General features: G+C 58.7%; 14 protein-coding genes. 9 read left to right on the forward strand and 5 right to left on the reverse strand.

Annotated elements, in window-relative coordinates:
- Position 1 precedes the first annotated feature (1 nt).
- Together RAE19_RS16205 and RAE19_RS16210 are read left to right on the forward strand one after the other, a co-directional pair.
- Positions 2-940, forward strand: a complete 939-nt coding sequence (locus tag RAE19_RS16205) for an ABC transporter substrate-binding protein (protein WP_313875845.1) — start codon at positions 2-4, stop codon at positions 938-940.
- Entirely contained in the window at positions 937-2,895 is a 1,959-nt protein-coding gene (locus RAE19_RS16210) for a hybrid sensor histidine kinase/response regulator (RefSeq protein ID WP_313875846.1), read from the forward strand. The genes RAE19_RS16205 and RAE19_RS16210 overlap by 4 nt, the downstream gene beginning before the upstream one ends.
- Here the strand turns inward: RAE19_RS16210 and RAE19_RS16215 are convergent.
- Both RAE19_RS16215 and RAE19_RS16220 read right to left on the reverse strand, forming a co-directional pair.
- Entirely contained in the window at positions 2,871-3,509 is a 639-nt protein-coding gene (locus tag RAE19_RS16215) for a response regulator transcription factor (RefSeq protein WP_313875847.1), read from the reverse strand. The genes RAE19_RS16210 and RAE19_RS16215 overlap by 25 nt on opposite strands.
- A gap of 112 nt (positions 3,510-3,621) precedes the next feature.
- The gene (locus RAE19_RS16220) at positions 3,622-5,676 is read right to left on the reverse strand and encodes a sodium-translocating pyrophosphatase (RefSeq protein WP_313875848.1); all 2,055 of its coding nucleotides are present in this window, start codon (positions 5,674-5,676) and stop codon (positions 3,622-3,624) included.
- A gap of 229 nt (positions 5,677-5,905) precedes the next feature.
- Here RAE19_RS16220 and ppa point away from each other — a divergent pair, with 229 nt between their 5' ends.
- Positions 5,906-6,436, forward strand: a complete 531-nt coding sequence (ppa, locus tag RAE19_RS16225; RefSeq protein ID WP_313875849.1) for an inorganic diphosphatase — start codon at positions 5,906-5,908, stop codon at positions 6,434-6,436.
- A 129-nt stretch (positions 6,437-6,565) separates the two neighbouring features.
- Here ppa and RAE19_RS16230 read toward each other — a convergent pair whose 3' ends face one another.
- Positions 6,566-7,120, reverse strand: coding sequence for a hypothetical protein (locus RAE19_RS16230; protein ID WP_313875850.1), 555 nt, complete (start codon positions 7,118-7,120; stop codon positions 6,566-6,568).
- A gap of 178 nt (positions 7,121-7,298) precedes the next feature.
- On the opposite strand from RAE19_RS16230, the gene RAE19_RS16235 reads away from it, so the two are divergent.
- The 4 genes from RAE19_RS16235 to RAE19_RS16250 all read left to right on the forward strand — a co-directional run bounded on the left by RAE19_RS16235 (position 7,299) and on the right by RAE19_RS16250 (position 12,508).
- A complete protein-coding gene (locus RAE19_RS16235) occupies positions 7,299-8,927 on the forward strand; it encodes a sensor histidine kinase (RefSeq protein ID WP_313875851.1) in 1,629 nt (542 codons plus the stop codon).
- The gene (locus RAE19_RS16240) at positions 8,924-9,661 is read left to right on the forward strand and encodes a response regulator transcription factor (RefSeq protein WP_313875852.1); all 738 of its coding nucleotides are present in this window, start codon (positions 8,924-8,926) and stop codon (positions 9,659-9,661) included. The genes RAE19_RS16235 and RAE19_RS16240 overlap by 4 nt, the downstream gene beginning before the upstream one ends.
- A gap of 187 nt (positions 9,662-9,848) precedes the next feature.
- A complete protein-coding gene (locus RAE19_RS16245; RefSeq protein ID WP_313875853.1) occupies positions 9,849-10,346 on the forward strand; it encodes a chemotaxis protein CheW in 498 nt (165 codons plus the stop codon).
- 62 nt (positions 10,347-10,408) lie between these two features.
- Positions 10,409-12,508 carry a methyl-accepting chemotaxis protein gene (locus RAE19_RS16250; RefSeq protein WP_313875854.1) on the forward strand — a complete coding sequence of 700 codons (2,100 nt, stop codon included), beginning with the start codon at positions 10,409-10,411 and terminating at the stop codon, positions 12,506-12,508.
- Here RAE19_RS16250 and RAE19_RS16255 read toward each other — a convergent pair.
- Complete coding sequence (locus RAE19_RS16255) at positions 12,505-13,698, reverse strand: GNAT family N-acetyltransferase (RefSeq protein WP_313875855.1); 1,194 nt, start codon at positions 13,696-13,698, stop codon at positions 12,505-12,507. The genes RAE19_RS16250 and RAE19_RS16255 overlap by 4 nt on opposite strands.
- A 71-nt stretch (positions 13,699-13,769) precedes the next feature.
- Here RAE19_RS16255 and RAE19_RS16260 point away from each other — a divergent pair, with 71 nt between their 5' ends.
- Positions 13,770-15,446 carry an NAD+ synthase gene (locus RAE19_RS16260; RefSeq protein WP_313875856.1) on the forward strand — a complete coding sequence of 559 codons (1,677 nt, stop codon included), beginning with the start codon at positions 13,770-13,772 and terminating at the stop codon, positions 15,444-15,446.
- 20 nt (positions 15,447-15,466) lie between these two features.
- On the forward strand, positions 15,467-15,805 hold the full coding sequence (locus tag RAE19_RS16265) for a P-II family nitrogen regulator (protein ID WP_296508564.1): 339 nt from the start codon (positions 15,467-15,469) through the stop codon (positions 15,803-15,805).
- 4 nt (positions 15,806-15,809) lie between these two features.
- Here RAE19_RS16265 and RAE19_RS16270 read toward each other — a convergent pair whose 3' ends face one another.
- The gene (locus RAE19_RS16270) at positions 15,810-16,229 is read right to left on the reverse strand and encodes a diacylglycerol kinase (RefSeq protein ID WP_313875857.1); all 420 of its coding nucleotides are present in this window, start codon (positions 16,227-16,229) and stop codon (positions 15,810-15,812) included.
- Positions 16,230-16,240 lie beyond the last annotated feature (11 nt).

The raw sequence follows: 16,240 nt of genomic DNA on the forward strand, positions 1-16,240 counted from the left end.
AATGGGTTTGCGCGCTATTCACTTCATCGTTGGCTGGGTTCTTTCGATCAGTGTGTTCGCGCAGGTGCAAGCGGCTGATTTGGTCATCGTCAGCAGTGAAAAGACGGCAGGCCACGTAGAAACTGCCCAAACTATTGCGCTTGAATTTACGCGCGCTTACCCTGAGCGCGCCCAGCCGTCGATTTCGTACCTTAGCGATAGCCGCCTGCAAGAAGCTGAGCTCCTTCAAGGTGCGCGTGTCGTCATGACGTTGGGCAGTGATGCATTGGCCAGCGTTTTGGCGCTCGATGTGCGGATTCCGGTGGTTGCCTCGCTGATTCCGCGCGCTGGCATGGAGCGTATCTTGCGGGAGGCACCCTCCAAATCGCAAGCCTCTGTCAGCGCGGTGTACCTGGATCAGCCTTTCAGTCGTCAAGTCGAGTTGATGCGTCTTGCGCTCCCCAATACAAGAAGGGTGGGCGTTCTCTTCGGTTCGGAGTCCAGTCAACAGAGCCCGACACTACAGTCGGCTCTGCAATCAAAGGGCATGGAGTTGGTCAGTGGCTATATTGGTGGCTCAGGGACCCTGTTTTCCGCTTTGAAGGCGGTTTTGGACGATACCGATGTGCTGTTGGCAGTTCCTGACTCCAAGGTTTACAACGGATCCACTATTTCTAATGTGCTACTGGCGACCTATAGGGCTCGTGTGCCGGTCATCGCCTTTTCACCGGCCTATGTGCGGGCTGGGGCACTCATGTCTTTGCACAGCACGCCGCGGCAAATTGGTATTCAAGCTTTTGCAATTGCTAAAACACATTTGACGGGTAACACGGGGATTTCGCTGCAATACCCGACGGATTTCACCGTTGTATTGAATGAGCAAGTCGCCCGTTCGCTGGACCTGGTGCTGGACGAGCGCTCCTTGACAGAGCGGCTCAAGCGTTCGGAGCGTCGCCCATGAGATTCCGGGGGATTCGCTTTCGCATGTTGCTGGCGGCCATTACGCCGGTGTTTTTGGTAGTGCTGGCCTTGATGGCCGTTTTCTGGACGACCCGTGTTTCTGATCTGGATTCGGCGCACACCACGCGTGCGCGATTGATCGTTCAGCAACTGGCGCGGGCCAGTGAGTATGGTTTGTTCTCCGGGAATGCTGCGAGTCTGCAAGCCATCGCGAACGGTCTGAAAACCGAGCCGGATGTCCGCTCGATTGCTATTTTCAATGGCAACGGGCAGGTTTTGGCGAAGGCAGGTGAAACCCGTTATGCAGAGCTGCCCGAGGCTATGGGGGCTAATTACATTGCGCGCCAGAAGCGGCTCGGGGTCGATGTGTTCTGGGAGCGGGTGTGGCCGAGCAATGTCGCGTTGGATGACTTTTATTCCGGGCCGACGCAAGGGTTGAACAGCAACGTTTTGGGATACGTGGTGCTGGAGGTGTCACGGGATCGACTGGATCAAAGCGGCCAAGAGACTTTGCTGGTCGCACTCGGTATCGGGCTGGTGGGGCTGATGCTGGGCGGCTGGTTGGCCTCCCGACTTGGGGAGGGGGTGATCGGACCCGTGATGCGTGTGTCGCGCGCGATTGAGCGCATCGGCGAGGGTGATTTGAATCCGAGCTCTGAGGCTCTGCCTTCAGACCCTTTGTTCGATTTGCAGACCCGTCTCAATCAAATGGCCCAGCGTTTGGCTTGGGGGCGCGAGGAGTTGGAATACCGGGTGGAGGTCGCGACCCGCGAGTTGCGCCTCAAGAAAGAAGAAGCGGAAAGCGCCACCCTGGCTAAATCGCGCTTTTTGGCCGCAGCAAGCCACGACCTGCGCCAACCCACGCACGCATTGGGTATGTTTGTCGCCCGCTTGGGGCAGTTGCCCTTGGATGTATCTGCCCGCCAAGTCGTGGACAGCCTAGAAGCGTCGGTGTCTTCCATGCAGGATTTGTTGGATGGGTTGCTGGATGTCTCCCGCTTGGACGCAGGGGCTGTTCAGGTGCACCGTACCGATGCGCCTTTGGACAAGCTTTTTCAGGCAGTGCACAAGGCTTTGATTCCTTTGGCCAGCAGCAAAGGGCTGCGCTTGCGCATCCGGCCCACGCAGGAGTGGTTTCTCAGTGACCCCGTTCTTTTGCAGCGTGTGGTGATGAACCTCGCCAACAATGCGGTGCGTTACACCGAGCAAGGTACTGTGTTGGTGGCATGCCGTGTGATCGATGGCGGTAGCAATTTGCGGATCGATGTAGCAGACAGCGGTATCGGTATTTCGCCTGAGCACCAGCAAGAAATCTTCCGGGAGTTTTACCAAGTCGGAAATAGCGGCCGCGACCGTACACAGGGCTTGGGCCTCGGCCTCAATATTGTGGAGCGTACCGTCAAGCTACTGGGCCATAGCATCAGCCTGCGCTCTGATTTGGGCTGCGGTACCCGGTTCTCTATTGTGTTGCCTAGGGCTTTGCCGCAAGAGTTCTCAGCTCCCGCGCCACTGACGCTTTCTGCCCAAGGCGGTGAGCTCGAGGGGATGCGGATCCTGATAGTTGAGGACGATGGCTTCGCACTGGAGGCGCTGCAGAGCTTGCTGCAATCCTGGGGCTGCGTGGTCAATGCGGCTGCCAACGTTCAGCAGGCATTGGATTTTGTAAACGCCTACCCGGCGCCTGACTTGGTGTTGTCGGATTTCCGCTTGGGCGAAGATCGCAACGGGATGGACGTTATCGATATGGTCCGCGCACATTCGCGCAGGCCGATTGCCGCTTGCCTCATGAGTGGCGATACCGACGCCAATTTGTTGCATGCAGCCAAAGCCCGTAACTTGACTCTATTGCACAAGCCCGTGCGGCCGGCCAAGCTTCGCAGCTTGATGCGTCGTTTGGCGATTAGCAATGCCTCGGACGCCGAGGCCAGCACTCAAGAGCTGGTGGCAGGGCGGTAGCCGCTACGAGCCGCTGCAACGACAGCTTGCGTCCGGTTTTGCACATCAAAATAGCGCAAGATGGCCGCCACGTGGGTTTTGACGGTTTCGTCGGACACGTTCAAGCTTGTTCCGATTTCTTTGTTGGAGCGGCCATCCAATAGCTCGCGCAACACCAGCTCTTGACGTTGCGTCAGGGGCGGCTTGTTGTTGAGGTCTTCCTGCAGCCCCGCCGCTGGAGGTGCGTCCAATTCTCGTGGGGAGTACACATCGCCATTCAGTACCAAGCGGACGGCGTGGAGCAACTCGTCGCTCAAAGTGGATTTGGTCACGAAGCCGGAAGCACCGTTTTGTAGTACTTGCCGCATGATTTGTGTATTCGCGGAGCCGGACAGCATCACGATCGGGAGCTCCGGGTGGCGCTTTCCAAAGATGTCGAGTGCAGCCAAGCCTGTCATGTCGGGCAGGTGATAGTCCAGCAGAACCAGGTCCAAGTCGGCATGTTCCGCAGACAACTCGAAACCGCGAGCGCAAGTACCCGCTTGGAGCACCACGGCGTCCTCGTCCAGTCCCTTCAGAACCTGATGCAGTCCTTCACGCACCAGGGCGTGGTCGTCGATCACAAGAATTTTCACTTCAGTCTCTTCGTCGATGCTTAAATTGCTTCCCTTTACATATTAGCGCAAGGTGGGCATCTGCCTGTCTCTTGAAGAACAGTTTTGCGCAGAGCAACACAGGTATCCAATATCAACCGCCGTGTATTTTCATCATCAAAGGGACGATCAGTAAAGCGACGATATTGATGATCTTGATCAGCGGGTTAATGGCAGGACCAGCGGTGTCTTTGTAGGGGTCGCCGACGGTGTCTCCGGTAACGGCAGCCTTGTGCGTTTCGGAGCCCTTGCCTCCGTGATGCCCGTCTTCGATGTATTTTTTGGCGTTATCCCAGGCGCCACCGCCGGTGCACATGGAAATGGCCACGAACAAGCCGGTCACGATGGTTCCCATCAGCAAGCCGCCCAAGGCTTCGGGCCCCAAAGCCAAGCCAACCACAATGGGCACGACCACCGGTAAGAGAGACGGGATCATCATCTCTTTGATAGCGGCGGTGGTGAGCATGTCGACGGCCGTGTCGTATTCGGGTTTGCCGCTGCCGTCCATGATGCCCTTGATTTCTTTGAACTGCCGGCGAACCTCGACCACCACCGAGCCTGCCGCCCGCCCGACCGCCTCCATGGCCATAGCGCCGAAAAGGTAGGGGATAAGGCCACCGATAAACAGCCCGATTATCACCATGGGATTGCTCAGGTCAAAGCTGATGTGTTTGCCATAGGCATCCAGCTTATGGGTGTAGTCGGCAAACAGCACCAGTGCGGCCAAGCCTGCAGAGCCGATGGCGTACCCCTTGGTGACCGCTTTGGTCGTGTTGCCGACAGCGTCCAGCGGGTCTGTCACATCGCGCACGCTGGCGGGTAGCTCCGCCATTTCAGCAATACCGCCTGCGTTGTCGGTGATAGGGCCGTAGGCATCCAAGGCCACCACAATGCCGGCCATGCTGAGCATGGAAGTGGCAGCGATGGCAACGCCATACAACCCCGCCAGTGAATAAGCGGTGTAGATCGCGATACACACAAACACCACCGGCCAAGCTGTAGAGCGCATGGACACGCCCAAGCCCGCAATGATGTTGGTGCCATGGCCGGTCGTAGAGGCCTGTGCAATGTGCTGCACCGGCGCATATTGTGTGCCGGTGTAGTACTCGGTGATCCAGACCAGCGCTGCGGTCAATACCAAGCCGACCGCACAGGCGCCAAAGAGTTTGCTGGCAGCACCGGTGCCGCCCAAGGCGTTGTCTGCAATCATCGATTGGGTCACAAAATAAAACGCAATCAGCGACAACGTGCCGGCAACCGCCAAGCCCTTGTAGAGGGCAGGCATCACGTTTTTCATGCCCGGCGACGCTTTGACAAAGAAGCAGCCGATGATGGAAGCCACAATGGACACTGCCCCCAAAGCAAGTGGGTATAAAACAGCGTTCGCGCCCGCACTGCTTGCGAGGAGTGCTCCTAAAACCATAGTGGCGATCAGCGTGACCGCATAGGTCTCAAACAGGTCGGCGGCCATACCTGCACAGTCACCGACGTTGTCTCCCACATTGTCAGCAATCACGGCGGGGTTGCGCGGGTCGTCTTCCGGGATGCCAGCTTCCACCTTGCCTACGAGGTCGGCGCCGACGTCAGCGCCCTTGGTGAAAATTCCGCCACCAAGGCGCGCAAAAATGGAAATCAGCGACGAGCCGAATGCGAAGCCGATCAGAGGATTGAGCTTGGCCGCAGTCACTGCACCATCCGGCACCAAAAACCAATAAAAACCGGTCACCCCCAGCAGCCCCAGGCCCACCACCAGCATGCCGGTGATGGCGCCACCCCGGAAGGCCACTTCCAAAGCCGGGCCTATGCCACGGGTGGCTGCCTGTGCAGTGCGCACATTGGCCCGCACGGACACATTCATCCCGATAAAGCCACACGCTCCCGAGAGCACGGCACCCAACACAAAGCCGATCGCCGAAAGACTGTCCAGAAAAACACCGATGAGGATGGCCAGCGCGACGCCAACCCACGTGATGGTCTTGTATTGGCGTGCAAGGTAAGCGGCCGCGCCGGTTTGAATAGCGGCTGCAATCTCTTGCATGCGCGCATTCCCCGGGTCTTGAGAAAGAATCCAGTGTCGCGCCCAGATCCCGTAAATCACGGCAATCAGGCCAGAACCAAACGCCAGTACCAGTGCAGTGTTGCCTGTCATGTAGAGCACTCCTTGATGGCTGAGTCGCAAAGGTGGGAGCAACGCCAGGGTTGTCCCCGCTGCGTTGCTTCCTCATTGCGCCTGGACGGCAGGTCAAGGGGCGTTGATTGGCCAACGCAGTCAATGTAGCGCGCTTTGGGGCCGATGGGGCAAAAACGAAAGTGCCAAGTCAGTAAAATCCGTGTTAATCCACCCGTTTCCTGTTTCAACTCAAACAAAGAGAGATTGCATGTCCTTAGACAACGTGACCCCCGGTAATAAAGTCCCTGATTCGTTCAACGTGATCATCGAGATCTCGATGAACGGCGACCCGATCAAATACGAAGTGGATAAGGCCTCCGGCTGCATCTTTGTGGATCGTTTCATGAACACCGCGATGCATTACCCCACCAACTACGGCTATGTGCCCAAGACCATCGCCGGTGACGGTGACCCGGTCGATGTGTTGGTGATCACCCCGGTTCCCTTGCCTCCAGGCGTCGTGGTGCCTTGCCGCGCTATCGGCATCTTGAAGATGGAAGACGAAGGCGGCATGGACGGCAAGGTGTTGGCCGTGCCCACCGACAAGATCCTGCCCCTGTACTCCCGCTGGCAATCGCTGGAAGATTTGAATCCGATGCGCCTGAAGGCGATCGAGCACTTCTTTGAGCACTACAAAGACTTGGACGCCGGCAAATGGGTCAAGGTGCAAGGTTGGGGCGGCAAGGACGAGGCCCACAAAGAAATTCTGGACGGCATTGCCGCATACAACCAGCAATAAGCCTGTTCACCCCCGCGTAAACTGCATGGGGTGCTACTAAAAAAATAGCGCCCCACAGAGTGATCTGTGGGGCGCTATTTTTATGGCGTTGACCTGCACACGCGGCGCAGGGTGTCAATTACCAGGCGCTCAGCTGCCGCTGTATTCCAGCGAAGAGTGGTGCAGCGTGATGCGCAGTTTGCCTGCGTCGTCTCTCACGTAGCCCCAGGTCTTGTCCACGGTTGTGACTTTGCCGTCTTTACCGGTGAAGCTCACCTTGCCCATGCTGGTTGCGCTGTTGCCAGTGATGAAAATGCCGGCATTGGAGATTTCACACTGGGTCCAGCCTTTGAGGGCAAAGCCGTTGTCTTTGGGGTATGCAGCGTCCCCGCCAACAAAATAGGCCAATGCGCCAGCCCGGGTTGTGCGGAAGGTTTGCGGATTGACCGTCAAGGTGGGTTTGAACAGCACGGCGCCCATTTGGTAGCCGTAGGCGGAGTCGATCACTTTTTCAGCCAGCGCTTTGGCGGCGGGTTGGCCGCTGGTGGCGTGTGTCTTGCTGATGTCGACCAAGGCCTTGCACCACGCCTGCTGTGCGGCATGTACTTCGGTGGGACTGATGGTCTGGTTCACGATGGCGATTTGTGCCTGGGCTGTGCCGGCCAACATCAGGGCGCTGATACCTGTCAAAAGCATGGTTTTCATTAAGCAACTCCGGTTATGTTCAGAAAGTGGTGCATGTTGCAGCGCCTTACGCTGCCACGGAGTGATTGGAGCCCTACCACTTGAAACCGGTCTGACGGTCAGATGAGCAATCGCTGACGCTCAGATGAACGCCAGATGAACACCACCTCACATCCGCGCCATCGCTGACAATTCCGTCATGTTCCGGCGCCGTCTTACTCTTGTTCTCTCTCTTTTTGCGTCCATCGTGGTGTTTGCCGCGCTGTTGGCGGCGGCTTCGCTGGCCGTGAGCGAGCGGCAAGTGCTGCGCGGCCGTGTGGCTAGTGATATCGCCACGGGGTTTATTCAGTTGTCGGCGCAGAAGCAGCGCCTGCGGACCTGGGTCGCCCAAGTGCAGCTGGGTGTCAAGGTGGACGACGGTGCCCGCGCCGAGCTGCAATCCGCCATGCAAGGGACATTGCAGCGCTTGAAAGTTCTCACCGTGCAGGCGATGGAGCTCGACAGCGGCAGCTTTGCAGTAGACGAATACCGGCGCCGATCAGCCGCCTTGGCCACGCTGGAAGAAAGCATTGCAGAGCTCGGTCGCACAGCCGCCAAGGCCCAGGCGCAAGTCACTGGCCGTGGGTTGCTATTGGGCCAGGACAGCCTCTTGTTGGCCCGGGTTTTTGACATGGCAGACGATGGGGAGATGCGCATGTTGATTGCCGAAAACATCGCCCGGGAGGGGGCTGCAGTGCAACGCGAGCGTGCCGCGGCTGACACCACCCTGGCGTGGGTGCGCTGGTTGTGGCTGGGCGCTGCGGCGGTGCTCGCGGGGGCCACACTGATCGCTGCGGTCTACTTTGGCCGTGCATTGCGCTACCCCTTGCTGCAGCTCAATGAGGGGGCGCAAGCCCTCCAGAGTGGAAAGCTTTCCCACCGCATACCACTGGTGGGGCACGACGAATTTGCCAGCGTGGCTCAAAGTGTGAATGCCCTGGCCGCTGAGCTGGAGCAGCATCGCGAGCGTGAGTCGGTACAACGCCAGCGACTCGAAGACTTGGTCGCAGCCCGCACAGCTGAATTGGCCGACGCGTTGGCGTCCTTGCGCAAGGTAGATAGCCAGCGGCGCCGGCTATTTGCTGATATCAGCCACGAGCTGCGCACGCCCACCACCGTGATCCGCGGGGAGGCGGAGATTACCTTGCGCGGTATTGATAAGCCTGCCAGCGAATACCGCGAAGCCTTGGGCCGGATCGTCAGCACTGCCCGACAGCTGGGGGCGGTGATCGACGATTTGCTGGCCATGGCGCGCAGCGATATGGACGGCTTATCCCTAGTGCGCGAAGCCGTGGATATGGATGAACTGGCGGCTGACGCATTGGCGCAGGTGAGCGCAACAGCCACCCGGTTGGGCCTTCGGCTGGGCCCGCCACCGGCTTCGACCGGGCAGCACATCGTGTCCGGTGACTCGCTGCGCCTGCGTCAGCTTTTGGGTGTCTTGCTGGACAACGCTACGCGTTACTCACGCCCCGGCGGGCAGGTCACCCTGATGGTGGAGTCTGAAGCTGACAGCGCAGGCCACACCAGTGCGGTGCAGGTGGTAGTGTCGGACGACGGGATTGGTATCCCGCCCGACGAGTTAGGGCGGGTGTTTGAGCGCCGCTTTCGCGGGACCGCTGCGCGCCAGCATTCGCCGGATGGAAGTGGACTGGGCTTGTCGATTGCCCGGGCTTTGGCCGATGCCCACGGAGGCCAATTGCAGTTGCACAGCACCAAAGCGGGGACCCGGGCGGTGTTGCGTTTGCCGTTGGCCTCGCAAGCGTTGATTGGTGGGTCTTTGGTATGAATATTTTTGTGATTGAAGACGATCCCCGGATCGCAGATTTTTTGAGCCGTGGCTTGCGTGCTGAAGGGCACAGGGTCGAGGTCGCATCGACGGGCCCCGAGGGATTGGAGCTGGCGCGCCGTGTCGCACGCGAGCGGAACGTTCACGGTCCTTCTTGTGTATTGGTTTTGGATTTGATGCTGCCCGGCATGAGCGGCCTCGAGATCTGCCAGACCTTGCGGGCAGAGGGTGTGGCACTACCGATCCTGATGTTGTCGGCGCTGGGGGCTGTGGAAGACCGGGTGGCCGGCCTGCGATTGGGCGCGGATGACTATCTGGCCAAACCCTTTGATTTCGATGAATTGTTGGCCCGCTTGGAGTCCCTGTCACGGCGGGGGCGGGAAGTGGTGCCGGTGGCAAGTGCTCGGCTGGTAGTGGGGGACTTGGTGTTTGACCGGGAGCGGATGCAAGCTAGCCGGAGCGGGCAGATCCTCGCGCTCACTGCACGCGAACTGGCCCTCTTAGAGCTGATGATGAGTGCACCGGGCCGCCTCTTTAGCCGCGAACGCATTCTCTCGAATGTGTGGGGGGCCAGCGAGGATCCGCTAACCAATGTGGTGGACGTCTACATTCGCCGTTTGCGCAGCAAAATTGACGACGGCCATGCAGACCCGATGATTCACACCGTTCGCGGTCTGGGGTACCGATTGGAGTCGCCAGCCGTTAGTCCCACGGGGCAAAGGTCTGCTGGCTGACAGCGTACCTTCCACGCAGGACGCTGCCACAGATGACGCGATTCACACGGCTTCTTTTGCTTTAGGCGCTAGGGCAACGGTCGATATGGATACGAACGTGATGCGTCAAGCTTTCCAAGATTTTGTCTCCGGTGTATCATAAAACAAAATATTTGTTAAAAAACATTTAAATTAAATTTGGGGCTTTATGGATGCGACGCTCACTCACACCCTGACGCAGGGAGCCGGCCCGGTTTTATCGGGCGAGTATTTGACCCTGCGCTTGGGCACCGAGGAATATGCGATCGATATCGGGCAAGTGCAGGAGATTCGCTCCTATGAAATGCCGACCAAGATGGTCCATTCCCCGAGCTTCGTGAAGGGCGTGATAAACCTCAGGGGTGTCATCGTGCCCATCGTCGACTTGCGTTTGAAGCTGCAACTCCCAACAGTGGCCTATAACGACGCCACGGTGGTGGTGATTTTGAATATCCTGGGCAGCACCATGGGCGCCGTGGTGGACGGTGTGTCTGACGTGGTGAACCTAGAGCGAGAGTCGGTGAAGCCCGCGCCGCAATTTGACGGGGCCATGGAGGCACCATTCATTGTCGGGCTGGTGACTTTGCACGAACGTATGCTGATCGTGATGAACATAGAGACACTCATGGGCCACAGCGGCCTCGCGGTATTGCCAAAAATGGTGTGAATTGGCGCGCAGTGCGTTAAATTGCGGCTCAGCAAGCTGCTTAAACAAGAATGGAGTAAGCGATGTCCTTTGTGTTTTTGAACTCATTGCGCGGGAAGATTGTGGCCTTGGTAGGGCTCCTGGTGTTTCTGGGCTTGGCGGCACTCTCGATCACCAATGTCCAAACCGCACGCTCCCACGCATTGCGCACCTTGGATAGCCAAACCGGAGCACTCGCCAAGGCCCACGCCTCTGAGATCGCCGAATGGGTTGCAGGGCGTCACCAGATCGTCAAATCTTTCGGTTTTGCGGTGAATGAGCCGGATCCGCTCAAGTATCTGGTGCAGGCCAAGGTGGCGGGGGGGGTGGACTCTGCTTACATCGGCTTTCCTGACAAGCGCACGGCATTCTCAGAGCAGCAAAATCTCCCGCCGGACTACGACCCTACCGCTCGCCCCTGGTACCAATTGGCGGCCGCAGCGCAAGGGCCTGCCCTGACGCCGCCTTATGTGGATGCGGGGTCCAAGAAACTGGTGATTACTTTCTCCGCCGCGGTGCGGGAGGGTGGGGCCATCAAAGGCGTGACGTCGGTCGACGTCTTCATGGATGCCGTGGTTCGCAATGTGGCATCCATCCGCCCAACGCCAGGGACTTACGGATTCATCGCGGACAAATCCGGAAAAATCATGGTGCATGAGGACACCGCCAAAGTTCTCAAGCCGGTGACTGACATTGCGCCTGACCTCGGTGGTGGCGCGTTGGAGGCCTTGAGCAAATCGGGATCTGTCCGTGACACGACGATTGCCAGCGAGCGCCGTCTGGCGTTTGCGACACCGATCGCTGGTACCGACTGGATGCTGGTGATCGCCTTGAATCGCGACGAGGCGCTGAGTGGCATTTCTGCGATGGTGTGGTCGTCGATTGTGGGTGGAATCGTGATTGCCGTGATTGCGGTGGTGCTCATCAGTGGCGTGTTGACCCGCTTGTTGGGGGGCCTGGTGTTGCTGAAAGATGCCATGCAAGACATTGGCTCCGGTCAAGGAGACCTCACCCGCCGTATCGAGGCGGGCGGTTCGGATGAGCTCGCGGTCATTGCCACTGGCTTCAACCAATTCGTCGAAAAAACGCAGGGCGTTTTGCAACAGGTGCGCTCCAGCGCCGATGCGGTGGCGACCGCCAGCTCGGAAATTGCGCAGGGGAATCATGACCTGAGCGCCCGTACCGAGAGCCAAGCCAGTGCTCTCGAAGAAACTGCGGCCTCGATGGAGGAGCTTGGCTCCACCGTCAAACAAAACGCAGACTCCGCCCGCCAGGCTAACCAACTGGCGATGAACGCCTCTACCGTGGCCATTCAAGGCGGTGAGGTCGTGGGCCAAGTCGTGGAAACCATGAAGGGCATCAACGAGGCCAGCCGCAAGATTGCCGACATCATCAGCGTCATTGACGGAATTGCATTTCAAACCAACATCCTGGCCCTTAATGCCGCGGTAGAAGCCGCCCGTGCCGGCGAGCAAGGCAGAGGCTTCGCCGTAGTAGCCTCGGAAGTGCGCTCCTTGGCGGGGCGCTCTGCGGAAGCCGCCAAAGAGATCAAAACACTCATCAACGCCAGCGTCGAGCGTGTAGAGCAGGGCAGCACTTTGGTCGACAAGGCTGGTGAAACCATGACCGAAGTGGTCAGCAGCATCCGCCGGGTGACCGACATCATGGGTGAAATCAGCGCGGCCAGTAACGAGCAAAGCGCCGGGGTGAACCAGGTCGGTGAAGCGGTTACCCAAATGGACCAGGCCACGCAGCAAAACGCAGCCTTGGTGGAGCAGATGGCAGCCGCCGCCAGCAGCCTCAAGAGCCAGGCTAACGACCTGGTGCAAGTGGTGGCGGTCTTTAAGCTGGGCAATGAAGGCCACACCGGTGGCTACAGCGGAGCAAGCCATGTGGCAGCGCCAGCCAAGCCGGCTGCAGTGCGCAGCAACCCCCCGCAGCAAAATAATTTTGCCGGGCCGGAGCGGCGCGCCGTCACACACACCGCTCAGAAGGCATCTCCCGCCAAGCCAGCGGCCGCACAAGCCGCCAAGCGGCCTCCTGCCAAGGCGCCACCCGTATTGGTAGCGCATGCGCCGACCCCACCCAAAACCAGCAGCAAGGTCACCCCTGCTGGCGGGGATGATGATTGGGAAACCTTTTAAGGCGACTGCTTGAGGGGGCTGCGGTGCTCGAGGTGCTCTAGGTACTGGGCAATGCCGTCTCCCTCGCGCTCCAAAAAGCGCTGCACGGCATCCGCAAAAGCCGGGTGTTGCAACCAGTGGGCACTGCTGGTCCGGGTGGGGAGCAGGGCGCGGGCCATTTTGTGTTCGCCTTGTGCGCCACCTTCAAACCGCCGGTAGCCGTTGGCAATACACCATGCGAGCGGTTGGTAGTAGCAAGCCTCAAAGTGGAGGCAATCCACCTGCTCCAAGGCACCCCAATAGCGTCCGTAGGCCACACGGTTTTGGGGCTCAAATGTGCCATCAGCGCTCATGTATGTTGCACCAATTGCTATCAAACTGCTAGCAATTGGCTGCCCGTCTCGCTCAGCCACAAACAAGAGCCAATGCTCCGGCATCCGCGTAGCCATGCGCTGAAAGAAGTCTGGCGTCAGGTAGGGTGGGTTACCGTGTTCCCTGTAAGTATTGGCATAACAGCGGTAGAAAAAAGCCCAATCCTCAGGGCTGATCTCAGCGCCACGGCTGTGCCTGAAGTGCACGCCCGCTTCTGCCACCTTGCGGCGTTCTTGTTTGATTTTTTTGCGCTTTTCCTGGTTCAGGCTGGCCAAAAAATCGTCAAAGTCGGCATAGCCCTCCGCACGGTTGTGCCAGTGGAATTGCACGGTGTGCCGCTGCATCCAGTGGGCGGAGTCTGTGGCTTGCAGATCAGCCTCGGCACCGAACAACATGTGCGCAGACGAAATATGCTGGTCTGCGCACCAGCGCTGCACCGCTTGGGTCAGGGCAGCTCTAGCGTCCGCGTCCTTGGCAAGCAATCGGCTGCCCGGCACCGGGGTGAAAGGCACCGCAATCACTGCTTTGGGGTAGTAGGGAAGGCCATGCTGTTCATAGGCACTGGCCCACGCCCAGTCGAACACGTATTCCCCGTAGGAGTGGTCTTTGAGGTAGGCCACGCAGGCGCCTGCCAGCTCCGCGCCTTGGTACAAGGTGAAGAAATGGGGGCGCCAGCCGGTGGCAGATGTTGCGCTGCCACTGTCATGCAAGGCTGCCAGGTAGGCATGCCGCATAAATGGCGTCGGGTGGCTTTGGCTGAATAGCAGGGCGTCCCATGCGGACGCGTTGACCGCAGAGGGCGCTTCTGACACCCGGATGACATAATCAGCGTTACCCATTTAGCGCTCCGCGCGGCAGCCGCAAAGGGTCTGCAATGCAGGCCTGGCTGTGAACTTCCTTCTGCTGGTTCATGACTCTCAAACTGTGCGTTGCGCAACTCAATTTCATCGTCGGTGACCTGAACGGTAATGTCATAAAAATCGTCGATGCGGCCAACCGGGCTTATGCGGACGGCGCGCGCTTGCTATTAACGCCAGAGCTTTCCATCTGCGGTTACGCCGCGGAAGATCTGTTTTTGCGCCCCGCATTTATGCAGGCCTGTGATGATGCCGTGAAATCGGTCGCGCAGCAGCTTGCCGGGTTAAAAGGGATGGCGGTGGTGGTGGGGCATCCAACGGGGGGTGATAGCCGCACACGTTCTGTTGCCGTGCAAAGCCGCTTCAATGCAGCTTCGGTGCTGTGCGAGGGGCAGGTCGTTGCCACCTACGCCAAGCGCGAATTACCCAATTACCAAGTGTTCGATGAGCGCCGCTACTTCACGCCGGGTCAGGGTGTGTGTGTGTTTGAAGCGGGCGAGGGCGAAGGCCGCGTCAAAGTAGGGCTGCTGATTTGCGAGGATGCGTGGTTTGAAGAACCCGCCCGCCTGGCCCAAGAGGCGGGCGCTGAGTTGCTGGCGGTGATCAACGCATCTCCGTTCCATGTGGGCAAGGGTTACGAGCGCGAGGCCCGCATGGGCGAGCGTTGCAGGGCTACCGGTTTGCCCCTGGTCTACGCACACTTGGTGGGTGGGCAGGACGAGGTGGTTTTTGAAGGCCACTCCTTCGCCTTAAATGCAGACGGCTCCGTCACTGGCCGGGCGCCGAGTTTTCAAGAGAATGTCTTTCCGGTTACCGTAGATAGATCGGGTAGTGCTATTCATTTAAGAGCGCCCATCGAGCCTGAGCGCTCTGCGGAGGCTGATTTGTGGGACGCCTTGGTGTTAGGCGTGCGCGATTACATTGGCAAAAATGGTTTCCCCGGCGCTTTGCTGGGCCTGTCGGGTGGCATTGACTCGGCCCTGGTCTTGGCGATCGCTGTCGATGCGCTCGGGGCCGACAGGGTCCGCACGGTCATGATGCCTTCTCCGTACACCGCGGACATCAGCTGGATCGATGCCCGGGACATGGCGGCCCGCATGGGCGTGCGGTACGACGAAATTTCCATCGTGCCGGAGTTCGAGGCTTTCAAGGCTTCATTGGCTTCAAAGTTTGCGGGGCGTGCAGAAGACACGACCGAAGAGAACATCCAGGCACGCATCCGTGGGACTTTGCTGATGGCCTTGTCCAACAAATTCGGCAGTATTGTGCTGACGACTGGAAACAAGTCCGAAATGGCAACCGGCTATTGCACCTTGTACGGAGACATGGCGGGTGGTTTCGCAGTCATCAAAGACCTGGCCAAAACCACGGTGTTCAAGCTCGCCTGGTGGCGTAATGCCCATGACCCTTACGACACCGGTCTGGCCCCGATTCCAGAGCGCATCATCACCCGTCCTCCTAGTGCCGAGCTGCGGCCTGACCAGAAAGACCAGGACAGTCTGCCACCCTATGAGGTGCTGGATGGCATTCTGGAGCGCTACATGGAAAATGACGAGAGCATCGAGGCGATCATCGCCGCTGGCTACCGTGTGGAAGATGTAGAGCGGGTGACTCGACTCATCAAAATCAATGAATACAAGCGCCGCCAAGCACCTGTAGGAATCCGCGTGACGCACCGCAGCTTCGGCAAAGATTGGCGTTATCCTATTACCAACCGTTTTCGGGCCTGATTTTTTAACTGGACAAGCAGATGAAACAAATTACCGCAGTCGTCAAACCTTTCAAACTAGAAGAGGTCCGTGAAGCTCTGGCTGAATGCGGCGTGACGGGTTTGACAGTGACGGAAGTCAAAGGCTTTGGTCGCCAAAAAGGTCACACCGAGCTGTACCGTGGCGCTGAGTATGTTGTCGACTTTCTGCCCAAGATGAAGGTGGAAGTGGTGGTGAAAACCGAAGATGTGGATCGCTGTGTAGACGCCATCGTGAAAGCCGCGCATACCGGCAAGATCGGCGACGGAAAGATCTTCGTCACAAGTGTAGAGCGTGTGGTGCGTATTCGTACTGGCGAACAGGACGAGTCCGCCGTCTAAGCTTTCAGCTCAGGTGAGGCGCAAAGCGCGCCCATAGAGCCGCACCCCATATCGCAGCGCACAGTAACAAACTTAGTAGCACTGCAGCGCTGCCGATATCCTTGGCCCGTTTGGACAGCGAATGCCATTCGGGGCCGACGCGGTCGACAACAGATTCGACCGCCGTATTGAGCAACTCCACGACCATCACTGCGACGACGCTGGCCGCCAAAACGGCGCACTCAACCCAAGTTTGCCCGATGAAAAAAGAGGCTGGCAAGAGTACCAATGCCAAGATGCACTCTTGCCTGAAAGCTGTCTCGTTCCACCCCGCCTGCAATCCGGCCCATGAGTAGCGGGTAGCGTGGAGCACACGGCTTAAACCCCGGCGCAGCTTCTGAGGATTTACCGCAGGATCAACAGGGGGCAGGGATGGGGCTGGCATAGATGGATGTT

Source organism: Rhodoferax potami, from assembly GCF_032193805.1.
Classification (GTDB): Bacteria; Pseudomonadota; Gammaproteobacteria; order Burkholderiales; family Burkholderiaceae_C; genus Allorhodoferax; species Allorhodoferax potami_A.